At 60.6% G+C, this 25,777-nt stretch carries 31 protein-coding genes and 1 pseudogene; 30 read left to right on the forward strand and 2 right to left on the reverse strand.

Annotated elements, in window-relative coordinates; translation table 11 throughout:
- Positions 1-117: 117 nt before the first annotated feature.
- The 29 genes from fliS to DK871_RS06520 all read left to right on the forward strand — a co-directional run bounded on the left by fliS (position 118) and on the right by DK871_RS06520 (position 24,382).
- The gene (gene fliS, locus DK871_RS06380) at positions 118-522 is read left to right on the forward strand and encodes a flagellar export chaperone FliS (RefSeq protein ID WP_054898643.1); all 405 of its coding nucleotides are present in this window, start codon (positions 118-120) and stop codon (positions 520-522) included.
- Positions 523-547: 25 nt separating this feature from the next.
- Positions 548-844, forward strand: a complete 297-nt coding sequence (locus DK871_RS06385; protein ID WP_034126783.1) for a flagellar protein FliT — start codon at positions 548-550, stop codon at positions 842-844.
- Between the two features lie 169 nt (positions 845-1,013).
- The gene (locus tag DK871_RS06390) at positions 1,014-2,486 is read left to right on the forward strand and encodes a sigma-54 dependent transcriptional regulator (protein ID WP_161904410.1); all 1,473 of its coding nucleotides are present in this window, start codon (positions 1,014-1,016) and stop codon (positions 2,484-2,486) included.
- 110 nt (positions 2,487-2,596) lie between these two features.
- Positions 2,597-3,808: a PAS domain-containing sensor histidine kinase gene (locus DK871_RS06395; RefSeq protein WP_161904411.1), complete on the forward strand. Its 1,212-nt coding sequence runs from the start codon at positions 2,597-2,599 to the stop codon at positions 3,806-3,808.
- Between the two features lie 7 nt (positions 3,809-3,815).
- On the forward strand, positions 3,816-5,192 hold the full coding sequence (locus DK871_RS06400) for a sigma-54 dependent transcriptional regulator (protein ID WP_161904478.1): 1,377 nt from the start codon (positions 3,816-3,818) through the stop codon (positions 5,190-5,192).
- Between the two features lie 283 nt (positions 5,193-5,475).
- Complete coding sequence (gene fliE / locus DK871_RS06405; RefSeq protein ID WP_003192959.1) at positions 5,476-5,805, forward strand: flagellar hook-basal body complex protein FliE; 330 nt, start codon at positions 5,476-5,478, stop codon at positions 5,803-5,805.
- Positions 5,806-5,821: 16 nt separating this feature from the next.
- Positions 5,822-7,597 (forward strand): flagellar basal-body MS-ring/collar protein FliF, encoded by a 1,776-nt coding sequence (fliF, locus tag DK871_RS06410; protein WP_003192958.1) that lies wholly within the window; start codon positions 5,822-5,824, stop codon positions 7,595-7,597.
- Positions 7,590-8,606 carry a flagellar motor switch protein FliG gene (fliG, locus tag DK871_RS06415; protein ID WP_003192957.1) on the forward strand — a complete coding sequence of 339 codons (1,017 nt, stop codon included), beginning with the start codon at positions 7,590-7,592 and terminating at the stop codon, positions 8,604-8,606. Before fliF ends, fliG begins: the two co-directional genes overlap by 8 nt.
- A gap of 10 nt (positions 8,607-8,616) precedes the next feature.
- On the forward strand, positions 8,617-9,381 hold the full coding sequence (gene fliH, locus DK871_RS06420) for a flagellar assembly protein FliH (protein ID WP_161904412.1): 765 nt from the start codon (positions 8,617-8,619) through the stop codon (positions 9,379-9,381).
- A complete protein-coding gene (gene fliI, locus DK871_RS06425) occupies positions 9,371-10,729 on the forward strand; it encodes a flagellar protein export ATPase FliI (protein ID WP_032895945.1) in 1,359 nt (452 codons plus the stop codon). The genes fliH and fliI overlap by 11 nt, the downstream gene beginning before the upstream one ends.
- A 3-nt stretch (positions 10,730-10,732) precedes the next feature.
- Positions 10,733-11,182: a flagellar export protein FliJ gene (gene fliJ / locus DK871_RS06430; protein WP_003192954.1), complete on the forward strand. Its 450-nt coding sequence runs from the start codon at positions 10,733-10,735 to the stop codon at positions 11,180-11,182.
- Between the two features lie 198 nt (positions 11,183-11,380).
- Positions 11,381-11,686, forward strand: a complete 306-nt coding sequence (locus tag DK871_RS06435) for an STAS domain-containing protein (protein WP_161904413.1) — start codon at positions 11,381-11,383, stop codon at positions 11,684-11,686.
- Positions 11,683-13,401 carry a fused response regulator/phosphatase gene (locus DK871_RS06440; protein ID WP_161904414.1) on the forward strand — a complete coding sequence of 573 codons (1,719 nt, stop codon included), beginning with the start codon at positions 11,683-11,685 and terminating at the stop codon, positions 13,399-13,401. The genes DK871_RS06435 and DK871_RS06440 overlap by 4 nt, the downstream gene beginning before the upstream one ends.
- A 30-nt stretch (positions 13,402-13,431) precedes the next feature.
- Positions 13,432-13,788, forward strand: a complete 357-nt coding sequence (locus tag DK871_RS06445) for an Hpt domain-containing protein (protein ID WP_043049687.1) — start codon at positions 13,432-13,434, stop codon at positions 13,786-13,788.
- A 160-nt stretch (positions 13,789-13,948) separates the two neighbouring features.
- Positions 13,949-15,247 (forward strand): flagellar hook-length control protein FliK, encoded by a 1,299-nt coding sequence (locus tag DK871_RS06450; RefSeq protein ID WP_161904415.1) that lies wholly within the window; start codon positions 13,949-13,951, stop codon positions 15,245-15,247.
- A gap of 149 nt (positions 15,248-15,396) precedes the next feature.
- Entirely contained in the window at positions 15,397-15,897 is a 501-nt protein-coding gene (fliL, locus tag DK871_RS06455) for a flagellar basal body-associated protein FliL (RefSeq protein ID WP_003192946.1), read from the forward strand.
- Positions 15,898-15,906: 9 nt separating this feature from the next.
- Positions 15,907-16,875 carry a flagellar motor switch protein FliM gene (gene fliM / locus DK871_RS06460; protein ID WP_003192943.1) on the forward strand — a complete coding sequence of 323 codons (969 nt, stop codon included), beginning with the start codon at positions 15,907-15,909 and terminating at the stop codon, positions 16,873-16,875.
- A 43-nt stretch (positions 16,876-16,918) separates the two neighbouring features.
- On the forward strand, positions 16,919-17,386 hold the full coding sequence (gene fliN / locus DK871_RS06465; RefSeq protein ID WP_003192941.1) for a flagellar motor switch protein FliN: 468 nt from the start codon (positions 16,919-16,921) through the stop codon (positions 17,384-17,386).
- A 1-nt stretch (position 17,387) separates the two neighbouring features.
- Positions 17,388-17,822, forward strand: coding sequence for a flagellar biosynthetic protein FliO (gene fliO / locus DK871_RS06470; protein ID WP_161904416.1), 435 nt, complete (start codon positions 17,388-17,390; stop codon positions 17,820-17,822).
- The gene (gene fliP, locus DK871_RS06475) at positions 17,822-18,565 is read left to right on the forward strand and encodes a flagellar type III secretion system pore protein FliP (RefSeq protein ID WP_003192937.1); all 744 of its coding nucleotides are present in this window, start codon (positions 17,822-17,824) and stop codon (positions 18,563-18,565) included. The genes fliO and fliP overlap by 1 nt, the downstream gene beginning before the upstream one ends.
- A gap of 4 nt (positions 18,566-18,569) precedes the next feature.
- Positions 18,570-18,839 (forward strand): flagellar biosynthesis protein FliQ, encoded by a 270-nt coding sequence (fliQ, locus tag DK871_RS06480; protein WP_003192936.1) that lies wholly within the window; start codon positions 18,570-18,572, stop codon positions 18,837-18,839.
- Positions 18,840-18,843: 4 nt separating this feature from the next.
- The gene (fliR, locus tag DK871_RS06485; protein ID WP_003192935.1) at positions 18,844-19,629 is read left to right on the forward strand and encodes a flagellar biosynthetic protein FliR; all 786 of its coding nucleotides are present in this window, start codon (positions 18,844-18,846) and stop codon (positions 19,627-19,629) included.
- A 3-nt stretch (positions 19,630-19,632) separates the two neighbouring features.
- Positions 19,633-20,769 carry a flagellar biosynthesis protein FlhB gene (gene flhB, locus DK871_RS06490; RefSeq protein ID WP_161904417.1) on the forward strand — a complete coding sequence of 379 codons (1,137 nt, stop codon included), beginning with the start codon at positions 19,633-19,635 and terminating at the stop codon, positions 20,767-20,769.
- 217 nt (positions 20,770-20,986) lie between these two features.
- On the forward strand, positions 20,987-21,163 hold the full coding sequence (locus tag DK871_RS06495; RefSeq protein ID WP_161904418.1) for a cold-shock protein: 177 nt from the start codon (positions 20,987-20,989) through the stop codon (positions 21,161-21,163).
- 386 nt (positions 21,164-21,549) lie between these two features.
- Positions 21,550-21,753: a cold-shock protein gene (locus tag DK871_RS06500; protein ID WP_161904419.1), complete on the forward strand. Its 204-nt coding sequence runs from the start codon at positions 21,550-21,552 to the stop codon at positions 21,751-21,753.
- Positions 21,754-22,013: 260 nt separating this feature from the next.
- Positions 22,014-23,576 (forward strand): S-type pyocin domain-containing protein, encoded by a 1,563-nt coding sequence (locus tag DK871_RS06505; RefSeq protein WP_161904420.1) that lies wholly within the window; start codon positions 22,014-22,016, stop codon positions 23,574-23,576.
- Positions 23,576-23,830, forward strand: a complete 255-nt coding sequence (locus DK871_RS06510; RefSeq protein WP_161904421.1) for a bacteriocin immunity protein — start codon at positions 23,576-23,578, stop codon at positions 23,828-23,830. The genes DK871_RS06505 and DK871_RS06510 overlap by 1 nt, the downstream gene beginning before the upstream one ends.
- Before the next feature lie 30 nt (positions 23,831-23,860).
- Positions 23,861-24,121, forward strand: a complete 261-nt coding sequence (locus DK871_RS06515) for a bacteriocin immunity protein (RefSeq protein ID WP_161904422.1) — start codon at positions 23,861-23,863, stop codon at positions 24,119-24,121.
- Between the two features lie 9 nt (positions 24,122-24,130).
- Positions 24,131-24,382, forward strand: coding sequence for a bacteriocin immunity protein (locus DK871_RS06520; protein WP_161904423.1), 252 nt, complete (start codon positions 24,131-24,133; stop codon positions 24,380-24,382).
- A gap of 189 nt (positions 24,383-24,571) precedes the next feature.
- Here DK871_RS06520 and DK871_RS28985 read toward each other — a convergent pair.
- Positions 24,572-24,756, reverse strand: a pseudogene (locus tag DK871_RS28985) (DUF6124 family protein); the annotation flags it as partial.
- A 43-nt stretch (positions 24,757-24,799) separates the two neighbouring features.
- Here DK871_RS28985 and DK871_RS06525 point away from each other — a divergent pair.
- The gene (locus DK871_RS06525; RefSeq protein WP_161904424.1) at positions 24,800-25,075 is read left to right on the forward strand and encodes a bacteriocin immunity protein; all 276 of its coding nucleotides are present in this window, start codon (positions 24,800-24,802) and stop codon (positions 25,073-25,075) included.
- Positions 25,076-25,261: 186 nt separating this feature from the next.
- Here DK871_RS06525 and DK871_RS06530 read toward each other — a convergent pair whose 3' ends face one another.
- Entirely contained in the window at positions 25,262-25,516 is a 255-nt protein-coding gene (locus DK871_RS06530) for a DUF6124 family protein (RefSeq protein WP_161904425.1), read from the reverse strand.
- Positions 25,517-25,777: the final 261 nt, after the last annotated feature.

Here is a 25,777-nt window from a genome sequence, read left to right on the forward strand (position 1 = left end):
GGCAACCTGCCTGGCCTTTTCGTACCGGAGGACGACCGGTGTTAAAGCTTTTTGCGGCCCAGTCGACATATTGGTTACTAGAATCCTTTTCGCTGTCGCCTGTCACGAGGTAGAAACATGAACCCTATGCGAGCCCTTCGCCAATACCAGAAGGTCAATTCCCACGCGCAGATCTCCGAAGCCAGCCCGCATCGCCTGGTGCAGATGCTGATGGAAGGTGGTCTGGATCGCATGTCCCAGGCCAAGGGCGCCCTGGCACGTGGTGACATCGCACAGAAGGGCTTGATGCTTGGCAAGGCTATCGACATCGTTATCGGGCTGCGCGATGGCCTGGATGCTGAAAAGAGTGATAACCCGGCTTATGTTCAGCAGTTGGAAAGCCTTTATGTCTACATGACCAACCGGTTGATGGAGGCTAACCAGCAAAACGACGCCGAGATCATCGACGAAGTCGCTCGATTGATGATTACCGTAAAAGAAGGCTGGGATGCTATCGGCGCGCCACAAGGCGCAGCAGAATAAGGCCACGGGCCTTGAGGAACTCGTCATGAGCCACGCACTGCAACGCATTGATGAAACCCGTGAAGCCCTGGTCGACGCGCTGGCTGCGCGCAACTGGGACGCTATTAGCGAACTGGACCTGGGCTGCCGCAGTGTGATCGATCAGGTGCTGAGCGAAGCGCCGGTGGATGAGGATGCGCTGCGTGGGAAGCTGGAAAGCCTGTTGGCGGTTTACCAGCAGTTGCTGGAGGTGACGACCGGCGAGCGCCAGGCGATTTTCGAAGAGATGTCGCAGATCAACCAAGCGAAAAATGCGTCAAAGGTTTACCATCTGTTCGGTTGAACGGGCGCAGTTAATCCGAACGGCGCGTCATATATTTGACTGTGCCAGCATTTTTGACTTAACTAGTGCTGTTTTCAGATTTCAGACGTCTAGAAGGTAAGAAATCTTACAGACGTCTTGATTGCCCTCATTCCGGGGCAGGAAGTTTTACTAGGGAAGTTGCTATTGCATGTGGCGTGAAACCAAAATTCTGCTGATCGATGACGATAGCGTCCGCCGCCGCGATTTAGCGGTGATTTTAAATTTTCTCGGTGAAGAAAATTTACCCTGCGGCAGCCACGATTGGCAGCAGGCGGTCAGCTCGTTGTCGTCGAGCCGTGAAGTCATTTGCGTATTGATCGGGACGGTAAACGCTCCTGGCGCAGTTCTGGGCTTGTTAAAGACACTGTCTACCTGGGATGAGTTCCTTCCGGTGTTGCTGATGGGCGATATTTCTTCCGTGGACCTGCCGGAAGACCAGCGCCGCCGCGTGCTGTCCAACCTGGAAATGCCGCCCAGCTACAGCAAATTGCTCGATTCCCTGCACCGCGCCCAGGTCTATCGCGAGATGTACGACCAGGCCCGCGAGCGCGGCCGTCACCGTGAGCCCAACCTGTTTCGCAGCCTCGTCGGCACCAGCCGTGCCATCCAGCACGTGCGCCAGATGATGCAGCAAGTGGCCGACACCGACGCCAGCGTGCTGATCCTCGGCGAGTCGGGCACCGGCAAGGAAGTAGTCGCGCGCAACCTGCACTATCACTCCAAACGTCGCGACGGGCCCTTTGTGCCGGTCAACTGCGGGGCGATCCCGGCCGAGCTGCTGGAAAGCGAATTGTTCGGCCACGAGAAGGGCGCCTTTACCGGGGCGATCACCAGCCGTGCCGGGCGCTTTGAGCTGGCCAATGGCGGCACCCTGTTCCTTGACGAAATCGGCGACATGCCGCTGCCGATGCAGGTCAAGCTGCTGCGCGTGTTGCAGGAGCGTACCTTCGAGCGCGTGGGTAGCAACAAGACCCAGAGCGTGGACGTGCGCATCATTGCCGCCACCCACAAGAACCTTGAAAGCATGATCGAGGTCGGCAGCTTCCGCGAAGACCTGTACTACCGCCTCAACGTATTCCCTATCGAAATGGCCCCGCTGCGCGAGCGCGTGGAAGACATCCCGTTGCTGATGAACGAATTGATCTCGCGCATGGAGCACGAGAAGCGTGGCTCCATTCGTTTCAACTCCGCGGCGATCATGTCCCTGTGCCGCCACGGCTGGCCGGGCAACGTCCGCGAGCTGGCCAACCTGGTGGAACGCATGGCGATCATGCATCCGTACGGGGTGATCGGCGTGGTCGAGTTGCCGAAGAAATTCCGCTACGTCGACGACGAAGACGAACAACTGGACAGCCTGCGCACGGATATGGAAGAGCGCGTGGCAATCAACGGCCATACCCCGGACTTCGGCGCCACTGCGATGTTGCCGCCTGAAGGCCTGGACCTGAAGGACTACCTTGGCAACCTGGAACAAGGCTTGATCCAGCAGGCCCTGGACGATGCCCATGGCATCGTGGCCCGCGCCGCCGAGCGCCTGCGCATCCGTCGCACCACCCTGGTGGAGAAGATGCGCAAGTACGGTATGAGCCGCAAAGAAGGGGATGAACAGGCGGATGATTGACGCCTGTTTTTCAACTACCTGATTTATAGGTAGATTTTTTTCGGCACGGGTATTGCTACAGCCCTCGCAACGTTCCGTTTAACTGACGGTCAGCCAAGCGAGAGAGCATCATGCCCCACGCCGCCCAACTATCTTCGGCCCCTGCCATCCAGGGGCTGGTTTCGCCTGTAGAACCTTCCACCCGCCAGGGCCTGGAGCATGCGTTCTCGCAGTTCAACCAGATGTCGAGCCAGCTGACCGACTCCTACAGCCTGCTTGAAGCCCGGGTTTCCGAGCTTAAAGGCGAACTGGCGGTGGTCAGCGCCCAGCGCATGCAAGAGCTGGCCGAGAAAGAACGCCTGGCCAACCGCCTGCAAAACCTGTTGGACCTGCTGCCCGGTGGCGTGATCGTCATCGACGACCAGGGCCGCGTGCGCGAAGCCAACCCGGCGGCCTGCGATCTGCTTGGCCTGCCGTTGGAAGGCGAGCTGTGGCGTGAAGTCATCACCCGCTGTTTTGCCCCCCGTGAAGACGACGGCCACGAAGTCTCCCTCAAGGACGGGCGCCGGCTGTCCATCGCGACCCGTTCCCTGGACGCCGAGCCGGGCCAGCTTGTGCTGCTCAATGACCTGACAGAAACCCGGCACCTGCAGGATCAACTGGCCCGCCATGAGCGGCTGTCGTCCCTGGGGCGGATGGTTGCTTCCTTGGCGCATCAGATTCGTACGCCGTTGTCGGCGGCATTGATCTACGCCAGTCATTTGACTGACGAGCAATTGCCCGCGGTCACCCACCAACGCTTTGCCGGACGCCTCAAGGAGCGCTTGCATGAGTTGGAACACCAGGTGCGCGACATGCTGGTGTTTGCCCGTGGCGAACTGCCGCTGACCGATCGCGTTACCCCTGCCGGCTTGATGCAGTCCCTGCAAGCGGCAGCGGCGACCCATGTGCAGGAGGCCAACCTGCGTTGGCAATGCGACAGCCACCAGGGCGAATTGCTGTGCAACCGCGACACCCTGGTGGGCGCGCTGCTCAACCTGATCGAAAACGCCACCCAGGCCAGTGGCCCAGGTGCGCGCCTGAAAGTGCACTTGTACACCCGCGAGCAAACCCTGCGCCTGTGCGTCAGCGACAGCGGCAGCGGTATTGCCCCGCAAGTGCTACAACGCCTGGGCGAGCCGTTTTTTACCACCAAGACCAACGGCACTGGCCTGGGCCTGACCGTGGTCAAGGCAGTGGCCCGTGCCCATCAGGGACAATTGCAGCTGCGTTCCCGCCTGGGGCGTGGCACCTGTGCATTGATGACCTTGCCGCTGTTTTCCAGCGCGGCAAGCGCGGAGTAAGAGGATGATGGCTATCAAGGTTTTATTGGTGGAAGACGATCGCGCCCTGCGTGAAGCACTGGCTGACACGCTGCTGTTGGCGGGCCATTACTACCGTGCGGTCGGCTCTGCCGAGGAAGCCTTGGAGGCGGTCGAACAGGAAGCCTTCAGCCTGGTGGTCAGCGACGTCAACATGCCCGGCATGGACGGCCACCAGTTGCTCGGCCTGCTGCGCGTACGCCAGCCGCAACTGCCAGTGCTGCTGATGACCGCCCATGGCGCGGTGGAGCGGGCGGTGGATGCCATGCGTCAAGGCGCAGCCGATTACCTGGTCAAGCCGTTCGAACCCAAGGCGTTGATCGAGCTGGTGGCCCGGCATGCCCTCGGCGTGATGCCCGCAGCCGACGGCGATGGCCCGATTGCCTTTGAGCCGGCCAGCGCGCAATTGCTGGAACTGGCAGCGCGGGTGGCGCGCAGTGATTCCACCGTGCTGATTTCCGGCGAGTCCGGCACCGGTAAAGAAGTGCTGGCGCGGTATATCCACCAGCAATCGGGCCGCGCCAAGCAACCGTTCATTGCGATCAACTGCGCGGCGATCCCCGACAACATGCTCGAAGCCACCTTGTTCGGCCATGAAAAGGGCTCGTTCACCGGCGCCATCGCGGCCCAGGCCGGCAAGTTCGAACAGGCCGACGGCGGCACCATCCTGCTCGACGAAATCTCGGAAATGCCTCTGGGCCTGCAAGCCAAGTTGCTGCGCGTGTTGCAAGAGCGTGAAGTGGAGCGCGTGGGCGCACGCAAGCCGATCCAGCTGGATATCCGCGTGGTAGCCACCACCAACCGCGACCTGGCGGGCGAAGTGGCGGCGGGGCGCTTCCGTGAAGACCTGTTCTACCGTTTGTCGGTGTTCCCGCTGGCCTGGCGCCCACTGCGCGAGCGCCCGGCGGATATCATTCCGTTGGCCGAGCGCCTGCTGAACAACCACGTCAAAAAAATGAAGCATGCCCAGGCGCGTTTATCGCCCGAGGCCCAGGCGTGCCTGGTCAGTTACCCATGGCCGGGCAACGTGCGTGAGCTGGACAACGCGATCCAGCGTGCGTTGATTTTGCAGCAAGGCGGTTTGATCCAGCCGCAAGACTTTTGCCTGGCCATGGGCAATGGCGCTGCGCCGCTGCCGAGCCTGGCCCCGGCTCCCGTGGTCGCCGAGGCGGAATCGGCCGGCGCCCTGGGCGATGACCTGCGCCGCCGCGAATTCCAGATGATCATCGACACCCTGCGCGCCGAACGCGGCCGCCGCAAAGAGGCGGCCGAGCGCCTGGGCATCAGCCCGCGCACCTTGCGCTACAAGCTGGCGCAGATGCGCGACGCCGGGATGGACGTGGAAGCCTATCTTTTCGCCACCTGACCTCGCGCCAATACCGTGTGTAGGAGCGAGCTTGCTCGCGAAGAACCCATAGGCGCCGCGGGCATCCTGGAAGCACGCGTTACCGTTCACGTTTTTCGCGAGCAAGCTCGCTCCTACAAAAAAAACGGGCGGTAAGAAGGGCCAAAAAAACTGCGGTAACAAGTTCGACAAGCTTTGTCGCCTTTTCTTACGAGTTGCTGCAGAGCTGGCACCCTTGTTGCTACCACCCCTAGTAACCGCTGCGTAGTGTCAAAAAATTGCGGGTCGTCGGAGAGAGAAGGTCATGAGCCAGGGTATTGAGTTCAATCGGTTGATGTTGGATATGCGCGCCATGCAAATGGATGCCATGGCTCAACCGAAATCCGTCGCGCCAGCGCCGGAATTGGGCCAAAGCAATTTTGCCGACATGCTCGGTCAGGCAATCAATAAAGTCAGCGATACCCAGCAGGCGTCCAGCCAGTTGGCGACGGCCTTCGAGATCGGTAAAAGCGGCGTGGACCTCACCGATGTGATGGTCGCCTCGCAAAAGGCCAGTGTGTCGTTCCAGGCCTTGACCCAAGTGCGTAACAAGCTGGTTCAGGCGTATCAAGACATCATGCAGATGCCGGTTTAAGGACGAGATTTAAGTCATGGCTGAAGCAGTCTCCGACAACCTCCCCGCCAAGGCCGACGGCAAACCGCCGTTGTTTGGCCTGTCGTTCCTGGAAAACCTCTCGGAAATGACCATGCTGCGTCAGGTGGGCCTGATGGTGGGCCTGGCAGCCAGCGTGGCGATTGGTTTTGCCGTGGTGCTGTGGTCGCAGCAACCCGATTACCGCCCCCTGTACGGCAGCCTGTCGGGCATGGATTCCAAGCAGATCATGGAAACCCTCGCCGCCGCCGACATCGCCTACACCGTGGAGCCCAACTCCGGTGCCTTGCTGGTCAAGGCCGATGACGTGGCCCGCGCGCGGATGAAACTGGCCGCCGCTGGCGTGGCGCCGTCCGACAGCAATATTGGTTTTGAAATCCTCGACAAGGACCAGGGCCTGGGCACCAGCCAGTTCATGGAAGCCACACGCTACCGTCGTGGTTTGGAAGGCGAACTGGCGCGCACCATTTCCAGCCTGAATAACGTCAAGGCCGCCCGTGTGCACCTGGCGATTCCGAAAAGCTCGGTGTTCGTGCGTGACGAACGCAAGCCTAGCGCCTCGGTGTTGGTCGAACTCTTTGCCGGCCGCTCCCTGGAGCCTGGCCAGGTACTGGCGATCGTCAACCTGGTGGCCACCAGTGTTCCCGAATTGAGCAAGTCGCAAATCACCGTGGTGGACCAGAAGGGCAACCTGCTGTCCGACATGGCCGAAAACTCCGCGCTGACCCAGGCCGGCAAGCAGTTCGACTACAGCCGCCGCATGGAAAGCATGCTCACCCAGCGGGTGCATAACATCCTGCAACCGGTACTGGGCAACGACCGTTACAAGGCGGAAGTCTCCGCCGATGTGGATTTCAGCGCCGTCGAATCCACCTCCGAACAGTTCAACCCCGACCAGCCGGCCCTGCGCAGCGAGCAGTCCACCAGCGAACAACGCACCGCCAGCAATGGCCCCCAAGGTGTGCCGGGCGCCCTGAGCAACCAGCCACCCGCGCCGGCCTCGGCACCGCAGACCACCGGTGGCGCCGCTGCTACCGCTGGGGCGATCCAGCCTGGCCAGCCGCTGTTGGACGCCAACGGCCAGCAGATCATGGACCCGGCCACCGGCCAGCCGATGCTTGCGCCGTACCCTGCGGACAAGCGTAACCAATCCACCAAGAACTTCGAGCTCGACCGTTCCATCAGCCACACCAAGCAGCAACAGGGCAAGATCAATCGCCTGTCGGTGTCGGTGGTGGTCGATGACCAGGTCAAGGTCAACCCTGCGGACGGCGCGGTGACCCGTGCGCCGTGGACGGCTGACGAACTGGCCCGTTTCACCCGCCTGGTGCAGGACGCCGTTGGCTTCGACGCCAGCCGTGGCGACAGCGTCAGCGTGATCAACATGCCGTTCTCCGCCGAGCGCGGTGAAGTGATCGCCGACCCTGCGTTCTACACCCAGCCGTGGTTCTGGGACATCGTCAAGCAAGTGCTCGGGGTGTTGTTCATCCTGGTGCTGGTGTTCGGCGTCTTGCGCCCGGTGCTCAACAACATCACCGGCGGCAGCAAGAAGCAACTGGCACTGGCCGGTGGCGACGTCGAGTTGGGTGGCATGGGCGGCCTGGACGGCGAACTGGCCAACGACCGCGTCAGCCTCGGCGGCCCGCAAAGCATCCTGTTGCCAAGCCCGAGCGAAGGCTATGACGCTCAGTTGAACGCAATCAAGAGTCTGGTGGCAGAAGACCCGGGCCGTGTGGCTCAGGTCGTGAAAGAGTGGATTAACGCAGATGAATGATCGAGCCGCTGTGGCCAAGCTGTCCCGGGTCGACAAAGCCGCCGTGCTGCTGCTGTCCCTGGGTGAAACCGACGCTGCCCAAGTGCTGCGCCACATGGGCCCTAAAGAGGTCCAGCGAGTGGGCGTGGCCATGGCGCAGATGCGCAATGTGCACCGTGAGCAAGTCGAGCAGGTGATGAGCGAGTTCGTCGAGATCGTCGGCGACCAGACCAGCCTGGGCGTCGGCTCCGACAGCTACATTCGCAAGATGCTCACCTCAGCCCTGGGCGAAGACAAGGCCAACGGCCTGATCGACCGCATCCTGCTGGGTGGCAACACCAGCGGCCTGGACAGCCTCAAGTGGATGGAACCGCGCGCAGTGGCCGACGTGATCCGCTACGAGCACCCACAGATCCAGGCGATCGTGGTGGCCTACCTGGACCCGGACCAGGCCGGCGAAGTGCTCGGCCACTTCGACCATAAAGTGCGCCTGGACATCATCCTGCGCGTGTCGTCGCTCAACACCGTGCAACCGGCGGCGCTCAAAGAACTCAACACCATTCTGGAGAAGCAGTTCTCCGGCAACTCCAATGCCTCGCGCACCACCCTGGGTGGCATCAAGCGCGCGGCCGACATCATGAACTTCCTCGACAGTTCGGTCGAAGGCCAGTTGATGGACTCGATCCGCGAGATCGACGACACCCTGTCCGGCCAGATCGAAGACCTGATGTTCGTGTTCAACAACCTGGCCGATGTCGACGACCGTGGCATCCAGGCACTGCTGCGCGAAGTGTCCTCGGACGTGCTGGTGCTGGCACTCAAGGGCTCGGACGAAAACGTCAAAGAAAAGATCTTCAAGAACATGTCCAAGCGCGCCTCGGAGCTGTTGCGCGACGACCTGGAAGCCAAGGGGCCGGTGCGCGTCAGCGACGTGGAAACCGCCCAGAAGGAAATCCTCACCATTGCCCGCCGTATGGCCGAAGCCGGAGAAATCGTTCTCGGCGGGAAGGGCGGCGAAGAAATGATCTAAGGCGCCTTGCATGTCGAATAAAGATGAGGCGCCCAGCGATCTGATCCGCGCACGGGATGTCGGCGGCTTCGACATCTGGTCGCTGCCCAGTTTCGACCCCCATGTGCCGGAACCCGAGCCTGAGCCGGTCGAGGAACCGCCGGCGGAAATGGAAGAGGTGCCGCTGGATGAAGTCCAGCCACTGACCCTCGAAGAGTTGGAAACCATCCGCCAGGAGGCCTACAACGAAGGCTTTGCAGCGGGGGAAAAAGACGGTTTTCGCAGCACCACCCTCAAGGTTCGTCAGGAAGCCGAGGCGGCACTGGTCACCAAGCTGGGCAGCCTGGAGCGCTTGATGGGCAACCTGTTCGACCCTATCGCCGAACAGGACTCGCAGCTGGAAAAATCCATGGTCGGCCTGGTGCAGCACATCGCGCGCCAAGTGATCCAGCGCGAACTGGTGCTCGATTCCAGCCAGATCGAAGCGGTGATGCGTGAAGCCCTCAAGCTGCTGCCCTTGGGCGTCGGCAATGTGCGGCTGTACATCAACCCGCAGGATTTCGAACAGGTCAAAGCCCTGCGCGAGCGCCATGAAGAAACCTGGCGCATCGTCGAAGACGCTTCGTTGCAGCCCGGCGGTTGCCGCGTCGAGACCGAGCACAGCCGCATCGATGCGACGGTGGAAACCCGCATCAGCCAGATCATGGCCAAGTTGTTCGATCAACTGCATGAACAAGCCCTGCACCCCGCCGAGCCGGACCTGAGCGTTGACCTGGACGCCACCGATGCGCCTTGATCGCACCAGCTTCGCCAAGCGCCTGGGCAGCTACGCCGAGGCCACCGAGTTGCCCGGCCAGCCGATCCTCGAAGGGCGCCTGTTGCGCATGGTCGGCCTGACCCTCGAAGCCGAGGGCCTGCGCGCCGCCATGGGCAGCCGTTGCCTGGTGATCAACGACAACAGCTACCACCCGGTGCAGGTCGAAGCCGAAGTGATGGGCTTTTCGGGCAGCAAGATTTTCCTGATGCCGGTCGGCAGCCTCGCCGGCATTGCCCCCGGCGCCCGCGTGGTGCCGCTGGCCGACACTGGCCGCCTGCCCATGGGCATGAGCATGCTGGGCCGCGTACTCGACGGTGCCGGCCGTGCGCTGGACGGCAAGGGCGGCATGAAAGCCGAAGACTGGGTGCCGATGGACGGCCCCACCATCAACCCGCTCAAGCGCAACCCCATCAGCGTGCCGCTGGACGTGGGCATTCGCAGCATCAACGGTTTATTGACGGTCGGTCGCGGCCAGCGCCTGGGCCTGTTCGCCGGTACCGGCGTGGGTAAGTCGGTGTTGCTGGGCATGATGACGCGCTTTACCGAGGCCGACATCATCGTGGTGGGGCTGATCGGCGAGCGGGGCCGCGAAGTGAAGGAGTTCATCGAGCACAGCCTCGGTGAGGAAGGGCTCAAGCGTTCCGTTGTCGTCGCTTCTCCGGCAGACGATGCACCGCTGATGCGCTTGCGTGCGGCGATGTACTGCACACGCATCGCCGAATATTTTCGCGACAAGGGCAAGAACGTCCTGTTGCTGATGGACTCGCTCACGCGTTTCGCCCAGGCCCAGCGCGAGATCGCCCTGGCCATCGGTGAACCGCCTGCGACCAAGGGTTACCCGCCGTCGGTATTTGCCAAGCTGCCCAAGCTGGTGGAGCGTGCCGGTAATGCCGAAGCCGGTGGCGGCTCGATCACCGCGTTCTACACCGTGTTGTCCGAAGGCGACGACCAACAGGACCCGATTGCCGACTCGGCGCGGGGCGTACTCGACGGCCACATCGTGCTGTCGCGGCGTTTGGCGGAAGAGGGGCATTACCCGGCCATCGACATCGAAGCGTCCATCAGCCGGGTGATGCCGGCGGTGGTCACGCCGGAGCATATGGCGCGTGCCCAGCAGTTCAAGCAGTTGTGGTCGCGCTACCAGCAAAGCCGTGACCTGATCAGCGTCGGCGCCTATGTGGCCGGTGGCGACCGCGACACCGACCTGGCCATCGCCTTGCAGCCGCAACTGGTGACCTACCTGCGCCAGGGCCTCAACGACAAGATCACCATGGGCGAGAGCCAGTCGCACTTGCAGTCCATCTTCGCCCCGGCACCGGGCGGTTAAGCCATGGCCAACAGCCGCGCCGCGCGCCTGGCCCCGGTGGTAGACATGGCCGAAAAGGCCGAGAAAGCCGCCGTACAGCGCCTTGGCTACTTCCAGGGCCAGGTGCGTTTGGCCCAAAGCAAGCTGGGCGACCTGGAGCGTTTTCGTGGTGAGTACCAGCAACAGTGGATCGAGCGCGGCAGCCAGGGTGTTTCCGGCCAGTGGCTGATGGGGTACCAGGGCTTTCTCAACCAGCTTGAAACCGCCGTCGGCCAACAACGCCAGAGCCTGGCCTGGCACGAGGCCAACCTAGACAAGGCCCGCGAAGCCTGGCAACAGGCGTTTGCCCGGGTCGAGGGGCTGCGCAAGCTGGTGCAGCGCTACATCGACGAAGCGCGAGCCATCGAAGACAAGCGCGAGCAAAAACTGCTCGATGAACTCTCCCAACGCCTTCCCCGCCCAGAACAGTTCTAACGCCACCATGTGATCGCCTTTGTAGGAGCGAGCTTGCTCGCGAAAAACGTCAACGGTAGCGCGTGCTTCCTGGATGAACGCGGCGCCTGTGAGCTTTTCGCGAGCGAGCTCGCTCCTACAAAGGGCATTTGCTGTGTTGCTCAGATGGGGTTCAGCTGCTACACCTTGTGTCTAGTGCAATGACAAGGAAGCAGTCACATGTCAGTCGAGTCAGAAGTATCCCTGGATGGGAAGAAGTTGACGATCGCAATCAAGGGCCGGTTCGATTTCGGCAGCCACTTGGCGTTTCGGGAGGCCTACGAGCGTTTCTACAAGGTCCCCGAGACCTATATCGTCGACCTCAAAGATACCACCTATATGGACAGTTCAGCCCTCGGCATGCTGCTGTTGCTACGGGATCATGCCGGCGGTGATGAGGCCGAGGTCCGCGTGACGAACAGCAACTGCGACGTGCGTAAGATCCTCGCCATCTCCAATTTCGACAAGCTGTTCGACATCAGTTGAGCGCCCTGGCCCCGGTCCTGGAGGCGCTGACCATCCTGATCGCCGAAGACAGCGCGGCCGACCGCCTGTTGCTGGCGAGCATCATTCGCCGCCAGGGCCATCAGGTGCTGACTGTAAGCAATGGCGCCGAAGCGATTGAGGTGTTTGCCCGCGAGCGCCCGCAACTGGTGTTGATGGACGCGCTGATGCCGGTGATGGATGGCTTTGAAGCCGCGCGGCAGATCAAGCAGTTGGCGGGCGAGGCGCTGGTGCCGATCATCTTCCTCACCTCGCTGCGCGAAAGCGAAGCCCTGGCCCAGTGCCTGGACGCCGGCGGCGATGACTTTTTGCCCAAGCCCTATAACCCCCTGATCCTGGCGGCGAAGATCAACGCCATGGATCGCTTGCGCCGCCTGCAGGCCACGGTTTTACAGCAGCGTGACCTGATCGCCAAGCACCACGAACACCTGATGCATGAACAACGGGCGGCCAAGGCGGTGTTCGATAAGGTCGCCCATTCCGGTTGTATCAACGCCGCGCCGAATATTCGCTACCTGCAATCGCCTTATGCGTTGTTCAACGGTGACTTGTTGCTGGCGGCCTACACGCCGTCCGGCGATATGCACGTGCTGCTTGGGGATTTCACTGGCCATGGCCTGCCGGCCGCCATCGGTGCCATGCCCCTGGCCGAGGTGTTCTACGGCATGACCGCCAAGGGCTACGGCCTCACGCAGACCCTGCGGGAAATGAACGCCAAGCTCAAGCGCATCCTGCCGGTGGACATGTTTTGCTGCGCCACCTTGCTGTGCCTGAGCGCCCAGCGGCGGGCGGTAGAGGTGTGGAACGGTGGCATGCCCGAAGGCTATGTGCATGAAGTCGCCACGGGCAGGCGCACGCCGTTGATGTCGCGGCACCTGCCCCTGGGGGTGTTGGCGGCAGAGGCGTTCGATGACAGCACCGAGGTCTGGCCCATGGCGTTGGGCGACCGGGTGTTTTTGCTCTCCGACGGCGTGCTGGACACCGCTGACGCCAACGATCAACTGTTCGGTGCCGAGCGCTTGCAGCAGGTGTTCGCCGCCAACCGCGAGCCTGACCGCTTGTTCGAGGACATCGAGCAGGCCCTGGCGGCCTTTCGCGGCCAGGCGCGCGATGACGTCAGCATGGTCGAGATCACCTTGCAGGCGGGCCAGCCCTTGCGGGCGGCCGAACCGATGTATGCCGACAGCGGCCAGTCGTGCCCACTGGACTGGTCAGTGAGTTTCGAATTTCGCGCCCAGACCCTCAGAACCTACAACCCGCTGCCGTACCTGCTGCAACTGCTGCTGGAGATCCACGGCCTGCGTGAGCAGAGCGGGGCGCTTTACAGTGTGATGGCCGAGTTGTATTCCAACGCGCTGGAGCATGGCGTGCTGGGCCTGGACTCACGGCTCAAGCGCGATGCCCAGGGGTTTGCGCAGTATTATCGCCAGCGCCATGAGCGGCTGGCACAGTTGGACAGCGGTTATGTGCGCGTGCATGTGCAGGTGGTACCCACCGACAAGGGCGGCAAATTGACCTTGCGCCTGGAAGACAGCGGGCAGGGTTTTGATGTGGCGCAGGAACTGGCACGTCCCGTGGACATCGACCGTCTGTCTGGTCGAGGTCTTAGCCTGGTGCGTCAACTGAGCAGCGCTGTAGGCTGGTCCGATGGCGGGCGCAGTGTCTGCGTGGAGTTTTGTTGGGAGGCTCTGGCATAATCCGCCGATTCTTGATCAAGGAGCGAGCAAGTGGCTGAGATTCATTTGGACCCCGACGTGTTGTCGGACTTGCAGGAAGTGATGGAGAGCGAGTACCCGACGTTGCTCGACACCTTTATCGAGGACTCGCAAGAGCGCGTCGCAGCACTGCGCAAGGCTGGGGGCGACGCCAAAACGTTGGGACGGATTGCCCACAGTTTCAAAGGCAGCAGCGGCAATCTAGGGGCGGTGCGTTTGGCCCAATTGTGTGAGCTGCTGGAGACCGAGGCCGTCGAGGCGGCCTCGGATCTAGGCGCGCTGGTTGATCAGATTGATCATGAGTTTGCGCTGGTCAAGCCACTGTATGAATGTAGGAGCGAGCTTGCTCGCGAAAAACGTCAACGATAACGCGTGCTTCCTGGATGAATGCGGCGCCTGTGAGTTTTTCGCGAGCAAGCTCGCTCCTACATTGAATCGGATATGTCCAGGCATGTTGTAAACCTGGCCCGACTCTTGCTCTACCTCCACAGACTGCATCCCCGACCCCATGCAGTGGAGACCCTTACTTATGCCAGTCGCCCCCAATTCGCTCCTTCAGGCTGCCACCGCGGCCAAGCCTCAAGCGCCGGCCGCCACGCCTGCGGTAGCGCCTGCGGCCCCGCGGGACAAGGGCCCTGGCTTTGCTCAAGTGTTCGCCAATCAAGGTGCCAAGCCGCAGGCCAAGAACGATGATGCGCCAGCAAACCCCCTGCGCGACAAGGCAGCTGACACCAGCGCCAAACCGGCCGCCGACAACGATAAACCTGCCGCCAGCGCGCCAGCGGTTGCCGATAGCGGCAATCCCTTGCCTGCCAAGGCCGACGACAGCGCTGACAGTGAAGGCGAGCAAGCGGTCGACCCGTCCCTGACGCAGCAACCGGTGGCCGACCCGGCACTGGTCGCCGCCGTGACGCCGGTGGCGGTCCCTGTTCCCGTACAAGCGCCTGCTGCCACTGCCGCCGATGACAACGCCCAGCCGCTCATTGTTGTGACCGAGCAGCCCAAGCAGCCGGCCTTCGACCCCGAGGCCGACCCGCTGGATTCGATGCCGGCCGTGCGCCTGGCGATGGAGCAGGGCGGTCACGTCTCGGCCAGCAGCCAGACGCCGCAGAAAGTCGTGCCCACCACCCAGGACCAACCGACCGCTGCGCAGAACTTTGCCGCCGGCCTGGCCAACATGGTTGACCAGCAGGCCACCAAGGACAGCACCGACCAAGGCGGTGACAAGGCCTTCGGCGCGCTGATCGATGACGGCCTCAAGGACCTCAAGAACGCCAGCAGCGACACCCGCGTAGATGACTTCGCCAACCGCCTGGCCGCGCTGACCCAGGCGGCCACGCCGAAAACCGCAAATGCCTTGCCGCCCGTCACCAATGCGCCCCTGGCCATGCACCAGAGCGGCTGGACCGAAGAGGTGGTCAACCGCGTGATGTACCTGTCCAGCGCCAACCTCAAGTCGGCCGAGATCCAGTTGCAGCCCGCTGAGCTGGGGCGCCTGGACATCAAGGTCAATATGACGGCGGACCAGCAGGCCCAGGTCAACTTCATGAGCGGCCATGCGGTGGTGCGTGAAGCGCTGGAGAGCCAGTCTGGGCGCTTGCGGGAGATGTTTGCCCAGCAGGGCATGGGGCAGGTGGATGTGAATGTCTCCGACCAATCGCGGGGGCAGGACCAGCAGCAACAGCAGCAGGGGCAGGCGCGGGGCGTAGGTGGCAGCGGCAGGCGTGCTGACAGTGGCGACGCCGGTGGCCCTGTGGACGTGGCCGAAGTAGCGGCGCCCGTGAGCCAGAGCGTGATCGGCTCCAGCGCTGTCGACTACTACGCCTGACGTCCTGTCCAAACCCGGTCAGTGTGGGAGCAGGCAAGCCAGCTCCCACATTTGATTTCGGTTGTCTTGGCCTAAGACAACTCTGGCATAACACTTGCTCTTGCCTTGCCATAGATCTACGAATCCCCGAATAGTGACGGATTATTGGCATGGCGAAGAGCGACGACGCAGCAACTCCCCCCGCAGGCAAAGGCAAGCTCAAGCTGATCCTGTTGATTGTGCTGGGCCTGCTCCTGGCCATTGGCGCCTCGGTGGGCGGCACCTGGTACATCATGCACAGCAGTGCGAGCAAACCGGCGCCCGCCGCCGAAGCTGCCACTAACGTCAAGCAACCGGCAATCTTCGAGCAGATGCTTCCGGCCTTTGTCGCCAACTACAACCAGAATGGTCGTCAACGCTACCTGCAGGTGAGTATCACCTTGCTGGCGCGCAACCAGGCGGACCTCGATGCCCTCAAGGTGCATATGCCGGTGATCCGCAACAACCTGGTAATGCTGTTCTCCGGGCAGAGCTTCGACAGCCTGGCCACGCCCGTCGGCCAGGAAATGCTGCGCCAGAAGGTCACTGCCAGCGTGCAGGAAGTGGCCCAGAAAGAACTCGGCAAAGTCGTGGTCGAGCAGGCGCTCTTCACTAACTTCGTATTGCAGTAGGATCACGACATGGCCGTGCAAGACCTGCTGTCCCAGGATGAAATCGACGCGCTGTTGCATGGCGTGGACGATGGTCTGGTACAGACCGAAATGGCTGCCGAACCCGGCAGCGTCAAAAGTTACGACCTTACCAGCCAGGATCGCATCGTGCGGGGACGCATGCCGACCCTGGAGATGATCAACGAACGCTTTGCCCGCTACACCCGCATCAGCATGTTCAACATGTTGCGCCGCTCGGCGGACGTGGCCGTGGGCGGTGTGCAGGTGATGAAGTTCGGTGAATACGTGCACTCGCTGTACGTGCCCACCAGCCTCAACCTGGTCAAGATCAAGCCGTTGCGCGGCACCGCGCTGTTCATCCTCGACGCCAAGCTGGTGTTCAAGCTGGTGGACAACTTCTTCGGTGGCGACGGCCGTCACGCCAAGATCGAAGGGCGTGAATTCACCCCGACTGAATTGCGTGTGGTGCGCATGGTGCTGGAGCAGGCCTTCATCGACTTGAAGGAAGCCTGGCAGGCGATCATGGAAGTCAATTTCGAGTACATCAACTCGGAAGTGAACCCGGCCATGGCCAACATCGTCGGCCCCAGCGAAGCCATTGTGGTGTCGACCTTCCACATCGAACTCGATGGCGGTGGCGGCGACCTGCACGTGACCATGCCGTATTCGATGATCGAGCCGGTGCGCGAGATGCTCGATGCCGGTTTCCAGTCCGACCTCGACGACCAGGACGAACGCTGGGTCAAGGCCCTGCGCGAAGACCTGCTGGACGTCGACGTGCCGCTGAGCGCCACCGTGGCCCGCCGCCAGTTACGCCTGCGGGATATTTTGCACATGGCGCCTGGGGACATCATCCCCGTCGACTTGCCGCAAGAGTTGATCATGCGCGCCAACGGCGTGCCGTCATTCAAGGTCAAGCTCGGTTCCCACAAGGGCAACCTGGCGCTGCAAGTGGTTGAGCCGATCAACCGCCGCTGATTCAACCCTAATTCATGATTGTTTGCTGCGCCGAGGACATGTAATGGCTACCGAACACGAAAACACTTCCGCCGAAGACCAGGCCCTGGCTGACGAGTGGGCTGCGGCCCTGGAAGAAACCGGCGATGTAGGCCAGGACGACATCGACGCGCTGCTGGCCGCCGACGCTGCCACCGCGCCGGCCGGCAACCGCCTGGCCATGGAAGAATTCGGCAGCGTGCCGAAGAACAACGACCCGGTGAGCCTTGATGGCCCGAACCTGGATGTGATCCTCGACATCCCGGTGTCGATTTCCATGGAAGTGGGCAGCACCGAGATCAACATCCGCAACCTGTTGCAGCTTAACCAGGGCTCGGTGATCGAACTGGACCGCCTGGCTGGCGAGCCGTTGGACGTGTTGGTCAACGGCACCCTGATTGCCCATGGCGAGGTGGTGGTGGTCAACGAGAAGTTCGGCATCCGCCTGACCGACGTGATCAGCCCGAGCGAACGCATCAAGAAGTTGCGCTGAGATGAAGTACTCGATGGCGGGACTGTTGCTGGCGCTGCCATTGAGCGCCCTGGCGGCGGAGCCGGTGGCGCAGGTGGCAGCGGCGCCAGCGGTCGGCAGCGTCGGCGGGCAGTTGACGCAACTGGTGCTGGGCCTGTTGCTGGTGATCGGCCTGATCTTCGTGCTGGCCTGGCTGATGCGCCGCGTGCAGCGCATCGGCCCGGGCAACAGCCAGGTGATCGAGCTGGTGGGCTCGCGCGCCCTTGGCCCACGTGATCGGCTGGTGCTGGTGCAGGTGGGCGAGGAGCAGATCCTGCTCGGCATCACCCCTGGCCGCATCACCCCGCTGCACGTACTCAAGACCCCGGTGGATGCGGTCAAGACCGAAGCCGCCACGCCAGAATTCGCCCAGCGCCTGATGGAATTGCTGGGCAAGGATCAGAAGGATAAGAAGTAATGCGCGTTTTGTTGACGCTCATGCTGTTGTTGGCCGCGCCGATGGCCCTGGGCGCCGATCCGTTGTCGATCCCGGCGATTACCCTGGGCACCAACGCGGCCGGCGCGCAGGAATATTCGGTCAGCCTGCAGATCCTGCTGATCATGACGGCGCTGAGTTTTATCCCGGCGTTCGTCATGCTGATGACCAGCTTTACGCGGATCATCATCGTCTTCTCGATCCTGCGCCAGGCCCTGGGCCTGCAGCAGACGCCGTCGAATCAGATCCTCACCGGCATGGCGCTGTTTTTGACGCTGTTCATCATGGCGCCGGTGTTCGACAAGGTGAACCAGCAAGCCCTGCAACCTTATCTGGCAGAAAAGCTCACGGCCCAGGATGCGATCGACAAGGCCCAGGGCCCGATCAAGGACTTCATGCTGTCGCAAACCCGCTCCAGCGACCTTGAACTGTTCATGCGCCTGTCCAAGCGCACCGACATCGCTACCCCGGACCAGGCACCGCTGACCATCCTGGTGCCGGCGTTCGTCACCTCTGAACTGAAGACCGCGTTCCAGATCGGCTTCATGATCTTCATCCCGTTCCTGATCATCGACCTGGTGGTGGCGAGCGTGCTGATGGCCATGGGTATGATGATGCTGTCGCCGTTGATCATCTCGCTGCCGTTCAAGATCATGCTGTTTGTGCTGGTGGACGGCTGGGCGCTGATTATCGGCACCCTGGCCGGCAGTTTCGGAGGGGTATAGCGCCATGACCCCAGAAGTCGCCGTCGACCTGTTCCGTGAAGCGCTGTGGCTGACCACTCTGATGGTTGCCGTGCTGGTGGTACCGAGCCTGTTGGTCGGCCTGCTGGTGGCGATGTTCCAGGCGGCCACCCAGATCAACGAACAGACCTTGAGCTTCCTGCCGCGCCTGCTGGTGATGCTGGTGACCCTGATTGTCGCCGGCCCGTGGCTGGTGCAAACCTTCATGGAATACATCCTGCAGTTGTACGGCAGTATTCCGCAGTTGATCGGCTGAGCCGATGCAATCCTTGCTGGCCTTGACCGACACCCAGATCAGTACCTGGGTGGCCTCGTTCATCCTGCCGCTGTTTCGCGTCACGGCCATGCTGATGGCCATGCCGGTATTCGGCACCACCCTGGTACCACGTCGCGTGCGCCTGTATTTTGCCGTGGCGATCACCGTGGTGATCGTGCCTGGCCTGCCGCCGATGCCGCCGGTGAACGCCCTCGACTTGAGCGCCTTGCTGCTGATTGCCGAACAGATCCTGATCGGCGCCATGCTGGGGTTTTCCCTCACGTTGTTCTTCCAGGCGTTTGTGATCGCCGGGCAAATCATCTCGATCCAGATGGGCATGGGCTTCGCGTCCATGGTCGACCCTACCAACGGGGTGTCGGCAGCCGTGATCGGACAGTTTCTGACCATGCTGGTGACCTTGCTGTTTCTGGCCATGAACGGTCACCTGGTGGCGTTCGAAGTCTTGACCGAAAGCTTCACCACCTTGCCGGTGGGCTCGGGGTTGGTGGTCAACCATTTCTGGGAGCTGGTGGGGCGCCTGGGTTGGGTGTTGGGCGCAGCGCTGTTGCTGGTGCTGCCGGCGATCACTGCGCTGCTGGTGGTCAATATCGCGTTTGGCGTGATGACCCGTGCGGCGCCGCAACTGAACATCTTCTCGATTGGCTTCCCCTTGACCCTGGTGTTGGGCATGGGGATTTTCTGGGTCGGCCTGGCTGACATTCTCAATCAGTATCAACCGCTGGCGAGCGAAGCCTTGCAGTTCTTACGTGATTTGGCACGGGCGCGCTGAGCCATGGCCGAGAGCGAGAGTGGTCAGGACAAAACAGAAGACCCCACGGAGAAACGTAAAAAGGACTCCAGGGAAAAGGGCGAGATCGCGCGCTCCAAAGAGCTCAACACCTTCGCCACCATGATCGCCGGAGCAGGCGCCTTGCTGATCTACGGCGGTGGCCTGGCGCTGGACCTGCTGGAGATGATGAAACACAACTTCAGTCTGCCGCGCGAAGTGTTGCTCAACCCCGACGCCATGGCCCAGTACCTGCTGCACTCGGGCAAAATCGCGCTGCTGGCGGTGCAGCCGATCCTGATCACCTTGTTGCTCGCCGCGCTGATCGGCCCGGTGGCCCTGGGCGGCTGGCTGTTTGCTGCGGGCAGCATGGCGCCCAAGTTCAGTCGCATGAACCCCGGGGCGGGGCTCAAGCGCATGTTTTCCGTCAAGGCCCTGGTGGAATTGCTCAAGGCCCTGGCCAAGTTTTTCCTGATTCTGTTCGTGGCCTTGGCGGTGTTGTCGTCCGACATCGACGATTTGCTGCGCATCGCCCATGAGCCGCTGGAGTCGGCGATCATCCACAGCGTGCAGGTGGTGGGCTGGAGCGCGCTGTGGATGGCGGCGGGGCTGATTCTCATCGCCGCCGTGGATGCGCCGATTCAACTGTGGGAAAGCCACAAGAAACTGCTGATGACCAAGCAGGAAGTGCGCGACGAGCACAAGGACCAGGAAGGCCGCCCCGAGGTCAAGCAACGCATCCGCCAACTGCAGCGGGAAATGTCCCAGCGCAAGATGATGGCCTCGGTGCCCGACGCCGACGTGGTCATCACCAACCCGACCCACTACGCCGTGGCCCTCAAGTACGACCCCGAGAAAGGCGGCGCGCCGATGCTACTGGCCAAGGGCAGCGACTTTACCGCGTTGAAAATCCGCGAAATCGCGGTGGCCAATGACATCCTGCTGCTGGAGTCGCCGGCGCTGGCGCGCTCGATTTTCTACTCCACCGACCTGGACCAGGAAATCCCGGCCGGCTTGTACCTGGCCGTTGCGCAGGTGTTGGCCTACGTTTACCAGATCCGCCAATACCGCGCCGGCAAGGGCAAGCGGCCTGATCCGCTCAAAGACCTGCCGATCCCCCCAGACCTGCGCCGCGATTCCTGACCGCTGCTGCTCACTGTAGGAGCGAGCTTGCTCGCGAAAAACTCCCCGTCGCCGCGTTCATCCTGACTCCCCGCGTTATCGTTACCCACCTTCGCGAGCCAGCTCGCTCCTACAAAAAGGGCCGGTTACCTGTCAACTTTGACAGTAGCCATTACGCCGCCTTCACTGTTTGATACAGCGATGAGACGTGCAGCCCTGCACGACTCGGGAGGCGGTGATGGATAGGGGTACGGTCAGGTGGTTTGATGCGGTCAAAGGCATCGGCTTTATTGCCCGGGATCGTGATGGCAACCCGGTTGCCGTCCAATCGGCAGGCACGCAATGCAGTGACCTGCCGCCCACCCCTCCCAAGCCGCGAAAATCCCGCAAGCGCAAGAAATCACCGGATGCATGATGCGTCTGCTACGCCACCGCTACCACCCATCGGCCACTCGCGTCTACCTGTCAACTCTGACAGTAGCCAAGGCACGTTTCCCGTTGTTTTATGGCTGAACCAAATACTGCGCGTATGTAGTTAAAAAGATGCAGGAGAGCGGGATTGAAAGTGGCTACAGGGACTGTCAAATCCTATGACTGGATCAGAGGTGATTGGCTGATCGAGTTGGATGACGGGGCAGACGAGGTGTTTATCAATCGCAAGGATTGGCGTTGGACGGCGCTTTGGAGGGGTAGGCGCATGAGGTTCCAAATGGTCCATCGGCCCAAGGGCATCTATGCGTTGCCCGTGAGGGTGCATCATCGAGGTGGGTTGGGTTCTGAATAAGGGTAAGGAGAGCGGCAATGGCAACGGGTACTGTGAAATGGTTTAACGCGGAGAAGGGGTTTGGCTTTATTGCTCAGGAGGATGGGGGGGGTGACGTTTTCGTCCATTACTCGGCAATCCAGTCGCAGGGGCACAAAACCCTGGCTGAAAACCAAAAAGTAGAATTTGACATCACTCAAGGACCAAAAGGCCCCCAGGCTGAGAATGTGCGGTCAGTTTAAAAACTGAATCACCTGTGGGAGCAGGCAAGCCAGCTCCCACCCTTGCCCCGTATTATCCGCTGCTTGCTTTGCCCACCATTGCGGCGCCAACGTGCAGGCGATCAGCCAGTAACTGCGCCAGTTCGATCAACTGCGCAACGCTGGATACCTCTTCGTCAGAAATTTCTTTTTTTAACGCTACCTAGCCGAACGGTCAGTTGTTTGGTCCCGCACGATTGCACAGCATTTCCAGACGTTTATAGCGTGTTAAGGAATATGCCATGGGGGAGCGACTTATCCGTCCTCGAGATCGTGAGCGGTTAAACATTGGCTTTGAAAAAATCGAATCGCCCTTTTTTGCCAAATCTTATGTGCGCCGATCCCTGGAGGGATGCGGCGGGCTGTTTGGGCTGGATGAGCTTAGAGCCGAGTTTGGCTGCTATGGCTTCGATACGCACAACATCAGCGAGCGTCAAAAGCGCAAGATGCTTGAAACGGTAGAGCGTGGGGATTGGTTGCTGGTGCTGGATGAGCCCTTCAGCCCGTTAAGTCGCGACACTTCTAACCGGTATTGGGCCATCACGGGCAAGCGCGCACTGGAGAGTGTTTACCATCCTCCACAAGTCTTGGAAGAACCGCTGCTGTCGCGTGTTGAAAGCGTGCAGGTACCGCGCAACCCAGTCCCTGAAAAGCAGCTGCGCTGTACATTTACCAAGCCTCGCACGTTGCCTGACGGCACGATTGATTACACCGACTCCGGAGGACCCATTCCCACCTCGGCGGTAGGCGATTACGGCACCTTCGCCCTGTTGGGCGGCTATGAAACAGATAGCGCGGGCAACGTCGTTCTCAAGCAAATTCGAGGTGAGCGCTTGCCCGCTGCGCTCGGTACGCTGGCGCTGGGTGGGGCTGCGGTGACGGCTGGCGCATCGTGTGGCGGTCTTTGCACGGCGGGTGCCGTGACGACCGGTGTTGCTGGCAGCACATTGGCCGGTCTTGTCGCATTGCTTTGGCCGTCGAGCCTGGGCGACAGCAGCCTTTACACACAAGAGCAGCTCAACACGTTGAAGCAAGGTCGTACGCGAGTTCGCTTACATGTGGAACAGCACGCCGATGGCACGTTGAAGGGGTATGGCTACAACACCCAAAAGCGCCCGGACTGGGAAATGATTCCGGTGGTGCAGTTCCAGGCACGCGGTACTCAGCAAGTGGCGGATTTTGGCGACGGCGTCACCCTGATCTGGACGCCGGCGGTTGAGCCATCCCGCACCTCAGCTATCCCGCCCCTGGAGGGCGCGCCGCAAGCGCCGCAAATCTGGATTTACCCGCCGACCGAGCGTGCGGATAGCATCCTCGTCAGCCCGATTTACCCGCCGGAGTACAAGGATTTTATCCTCGTGTTTCCGGCGGGGTCGGGGGTGAAGCCGCTGTATATTGTGATGAATGTGCGCCTTCAGCCTGGGGTTGTGACGGGGCAGGGGGAGGATGTGACGGGTATATGGTTGGCTGGGGCTGGAGTGGAGTTAGGGGCGCCGATACCAAATCGAATAGCAGATCAATTGCGCGGGGAAAAATTTAATAGCTTTGATGACTTCAGAAGTGCGTTTTGGATTGCAGTAGCTAGTGATTCGGTATTTAACCAGCAATTCAGTTCGCGCAACCTTTCTGCAATGTCAAAAGGATTGGCGCCTGCTGCACCGACAAGTGGGCATGCCGGGAAGCGGATTGCGTTTGAATTACATCATGTGGAGCTTATCAAGAATGGTGGCGCTGTTTATGATGTGAGCAATCTGCGAGCAGTTACGCCAAAGCGTCATATCGAAATACATAAAGGCGGTGAGTAATGAATTTGAAGAGCGCACTTGTCGATTACACGGAGCATGAATTTGAAGCGCTGATTGCTGCTATTGACGATGCAAAGACAGAGGAAGAACGCGGCGAGTTGGTGGAACACTTCAACAAGCTGGTGCCGCATCCGGCGGGTAGTGATTTACTGTTTTATCCAGAAGATGGAGCAGATGACTCTCCGAATGGTGTAATTCAGAGCATCAAAAATTATTGTCTTTCCATGGGGCTGCCAAGCTTCAAAGACACATAGGCCGAATGTTTTTCGCTTAGTAAATAATTCATGAAAAAAAATATTTCTGAGTATACGGAAACTCAATTCGTCAGTTTCATAGAGACGATATTTTTAGCTAACGGCAGTGGTGTTACGGATAAGGTGATGGCAGATCTTCTTGACCAGTTCTGCGAGGTAACGGGCCATCCGGCGGGAACCGATCTAATTTACTACCCGGAAGTTGGTGCTGATGATTCTGCCGAAGGTATAACCCAGACGGTCAAAGCATGGCGTGCAGCCAACCATCTGCCTGGTTTCAAAAAAGCTTGAGGTTATGCCTTGCGCTCTTCTGACTGCACGCCAACTGAATTTGTGAGCCTGATTAATCAAATCCGTGCAGCCAACAAAGGTGGTACGGATGCGGCTTTAGGTGAATTGCTAGAGCTATTCAGGCAAATCGCTGATCATCCTGACGGTACCGACTTGATTTTCTACCCGGAGCCGGGTGCCGATAACTCCCCGGAAGGTGTAGCGCAGACAGTGAAGGCATGGCGTATTGCTAATGGGCTGCCGGGCTTCAAAGATAACTGACGCCTGGAAGTATTTGCATGTGTGGGATGGGGCTTGCCCCAATGCCAGTCAGTTAAAGCATTTTGTAGGAGCGAGCTTGCTCGCGAAAAACTTGCAGGCGCCGCGTTTATTCAGGAAGCCCGCGTTATCGTTGGCGTTTTTCGCGAGCAAGCTCGCTCCTACAGAGGGCAATGCAGCATTTGGACCGTGTTATCCGCGGCTTGCGGCGCTCGTTATTCCGGCGCCAACGTGTAGGCGATCAGCCAGTAACTGCGCCAGTTCGATCATTGCGCAACACCGAGCAATTCCTCTCGTTTCGAACCTTTCAGGTCAAAGGCAAGGTCTTAGCACAGCGCATTGGCCGAAGCGGGTGTTTCACTGAGATTGACCAGCAGCCTTCTATGCTGATGGGCAGTCCCAAATCCTCTAAGGGAAAAAATGACTGACAGACTATTGAAAAAGAGCTTCTCCGATTACACGGAGTCCGAGTTCGTTGAGTTATTGGAAGCGCTAGCCAGGGAAGACCTGGAGGCTGAAAATGATGACCGGGCTGACCTGCTTTTGCTTCACTTTGAGAAGGTTAGTGAGCACCCGGTGGGATCCGATTTGATCTATTACCCAGAGCCTGGAGTCGATAACTCCCCCAAAGGTGTAACGCAGACCGTGAAGGCATGGCGTATTGCTCATGGGCTGCCGGGCTTCAAAGATAACTGACGCCTGGAAGTATTTGCATGTGTGGGAGGAGGTTTGCCCCAATGCCAGTCAGTTAAAGCATTTTGTAGGAGCGAGCTTGCTCGCGAAAAACTTGCAGGCGCCGCTTTATTCAGCAAGCCCGTTATCGTTGACGTTTTTCGCGAGCAAGCTCGCTCCTACAGGGGGCAATGCCACATTTGAACCGTGTTATCCGCGGCTTGCGGCGCTCGTTATTCCGGCGCCAACGTGCAGGCGATCAGCCAGTAACTGCGCCAGTTCGATCAACTGCGCAACGCCAAGCAATTCCTCTCGTTTAGGGCCGTCCAGGTCAAAGGCCAGGTCGCAGCTCAGCGCATTGGCCGAGGCGAGGGTTTCGCTGAGGTTGACCAGCAGGTCTTCGGTGCTGATGCCGTTGGCTACGGTAAACAGCCGGATGGGGGCATTTGGGGCGGGTTTGATCACTGTGAAGCTCCTTTTACTGAAAGGGAGAGGGTGCTTTTGCTCCTAGGTAATCCGGGCCGCGACGCCCGTCCGCTGCGTTTGCAGCGGTGTACGGAGACTAGAGAGCGCATTTCCTAGGGGCAACCCCAAATCCTTGTCGGAAATTTCCTCAGCAGTACCGAATGCACACATATCCAAATGTGGGAGCTGGCTTGCCTGCGATAGCTGGCTCACAGCCGATACCTTAATGCCTGACACACCGCAATCGCAGGCAAGCCAGCT

The sequence above is a fragment of the Pseudomonas sp. L13 genome (assembly GCF_009935965.1).
Taxonomy (GTDB): Bacteria; Pseudomonadota; Gammaproteobacteria; order Pseudomonadales; family Pseudomonadaceae; genus Aquipseudomonas; species Aquipseudomonas lactis.

Excerpts from the sequence above, each read along its gene's own strand:
- fliP (WP_003192937.1), top strand. The coding sequence starts at position 17,822 with ATGCGCGTTTTGTTGACGCTCATGCTGTTGTTGGCCGCGCCGATGGCC.
- fliE (WP_003192959.1), top strand. The coding sequence starts at position 5,476 with ATGAGCCAGGGTATTGAGTTCAATCGGTTGATGTTGGATATGCGCGCC.
- fliR (WP_003192935.1), top strand. The coding sequence starts at position 18,844 with ATGCAATCCTTGCTGGCCTTGACCGACACCCAGATCAGTACCTGGGTG.
- DK871_RS06395 (WP_161904411.1), top strand. The coding sequence starts at position 2,597 with ATGCCCCACGCCGCCCAACTATCTTCGGCCCCTGCCATCCAGGGGCTG.
- fliQ (WP_003192936.1), top strand. The coding sequence starts at position 18,570 with ATGACCCCAGAAGTCGCCGTCGACCTGTTCCGTGAAGCGCTGTGGCTG.
- fliF (WP_003192958.1), top strand. The coding sequence starts at position 5,822 with ATGGCTGAAGCAGTCTCCGACAACCTCCCCGCCAAGGCCGACGGCAAA.
- DK871_RS06500 (WP_161904419.1), top strand. The coding sequence starts at position 21,550 with ATGGCAACGGGTACTGTGAAATGGTTTAACGCGGAGAAGGGGTTTGGC.
- fliG (WP_003192957.1), top strand. The coding sequence starts at position 7,590 with ATGAATGATCGAGCCGCTGTGGCCAAGCTGTCCCGGGTCGACAAAGCC.
- fliN (WP_003192941.1), top strand. The coding sequence starts at position 16,919 with ATGGCTACCGAACACGAAAACACTTCCGCCGAAGACCAGGCCCTGGCT.
- fliL (WP_003192946.1), top strand. The coding sequence starts at position 15,397 with ATGGCGAAGAGCGACGACGCAGCAACTCCCCCCGCAGGCAAAGGCAAG.
- DK871_RS06390 (WP_161904410.1), top strand. The coding sequence starts at position 1,014 with ATGTGGCGTGAAACCAAAATTCTGCTGATCGATGACGATAGCGTCCGC.
- DK871_RS06495 (WP_161904418.1), top strand. The coding sequence starts at position 20,987 with ATGGATAGGGGTACGGTCAGGTGGTTTGATGCGGTCAAAGGCATCGGC.
- flhB (WP_161904417.1), top strand. The coding sequence starts at position 19,633 with ATGGCCGAGAGCGAGAGTGGTCAGGACAAAACAGAAGACCCCACGGAG.
- DK871_RS06385 (WP_034126783.1), top strand. The coding sequence starts at position 548 with ATGAGCCACGCACTGCAACGCATTGATGAAACCCGTGAAGCCCTGGTC.
- DK871_RS06505 (WP_161904420.1), top strand. The coding sequence starts at position 22,014 with ATGGGGGAGCGACTTATCCGTCCTCGAGATCGTGAGCGGTTAAACATT.
- DK871_RS06435 (WP_161904413.1), top strand. The coding sequence starts at position 11,381 with ATGTCAGTCGAGTCAGAAGTATCCCTGGATGGGAAGAAGTTGACGATC.
- DK871_RS06515 (WP_161904422.1), top strand. The coding sequence starts at position 23,861 with ATGAAAAAAAATATTTCTGAGTATACGGAAACTCAATTCGTCAGTTTC.
- fliS (WP_054898643.1), top strand. The coding sequence starts at position 118 with ATGAACCCTATGCGAGCCCTTCGCCAATACCAGAAGGTCAATTCCCAC.
- fliH (WP_161904412.1), top strand. The coding sequence starts at position 8,617 with ATGTCGAATAAAGATGAGGCGCCCAGCGATCTGATCCGCGCACGGGAT.
- fliJ (WP_003192954.1), top strand. The coding sequence starts at position 10,733 with ATGGCCAACAGCCGCGCCGCGCGCCTGGCCCCGGTGGTAGACATGGCC.
- DK871_RS06400 (WP_161904478.1), top strand. The coding sequence starts at position 3,816 with ATGGCTATCAAGGTTTTATTGGTGGAAGACGATCGCGCCCTGCGTGAA.
- DK871_RS06450 (WP_161904415.1), top strand. The coding sequence starts at position 13,949 with ATGCCAGTCGCCCCCAATTCGCTCCTTCAGGCTGCCACCGCGGCCAAG.
- fliO (WP_161904416.1), top strand. The coding sequence starts at position 17,388 with ATGAAGTACTCGATGGCGGGACTGTTGCTGGCGCTGCCATTGAGCGCC.
- fliM (WP_003192943.1), top strand. The coding sequence starts at position 15,907 with ATGGCCGTGCAAGACCTGCTGTCCCAGGATGAAATCGACGCGCTGTTG.
- DK871_RS06510 (WP_161904421.1), top strand. The coding sequence starts at position 23,576 with ATGAATTTGAAGAGCGCACTTGTCGATTACACGGAGCATGAATTTGAA.
- fliI (WP_032895945.1), top strand. The coding sequence starts at position 9,371 with ATGCGCCTTGATCGCACCAGCTTCGCCAAGCGCCTGGGCAGCTACGCC.
- DK871_RS06525 (WP_161904424.1), top strand. The coding sequence starts at position 24,800 with ATGACTGACAGACTATTGAAAAAGAGCTTCTCCGATTACACGGAGTCC.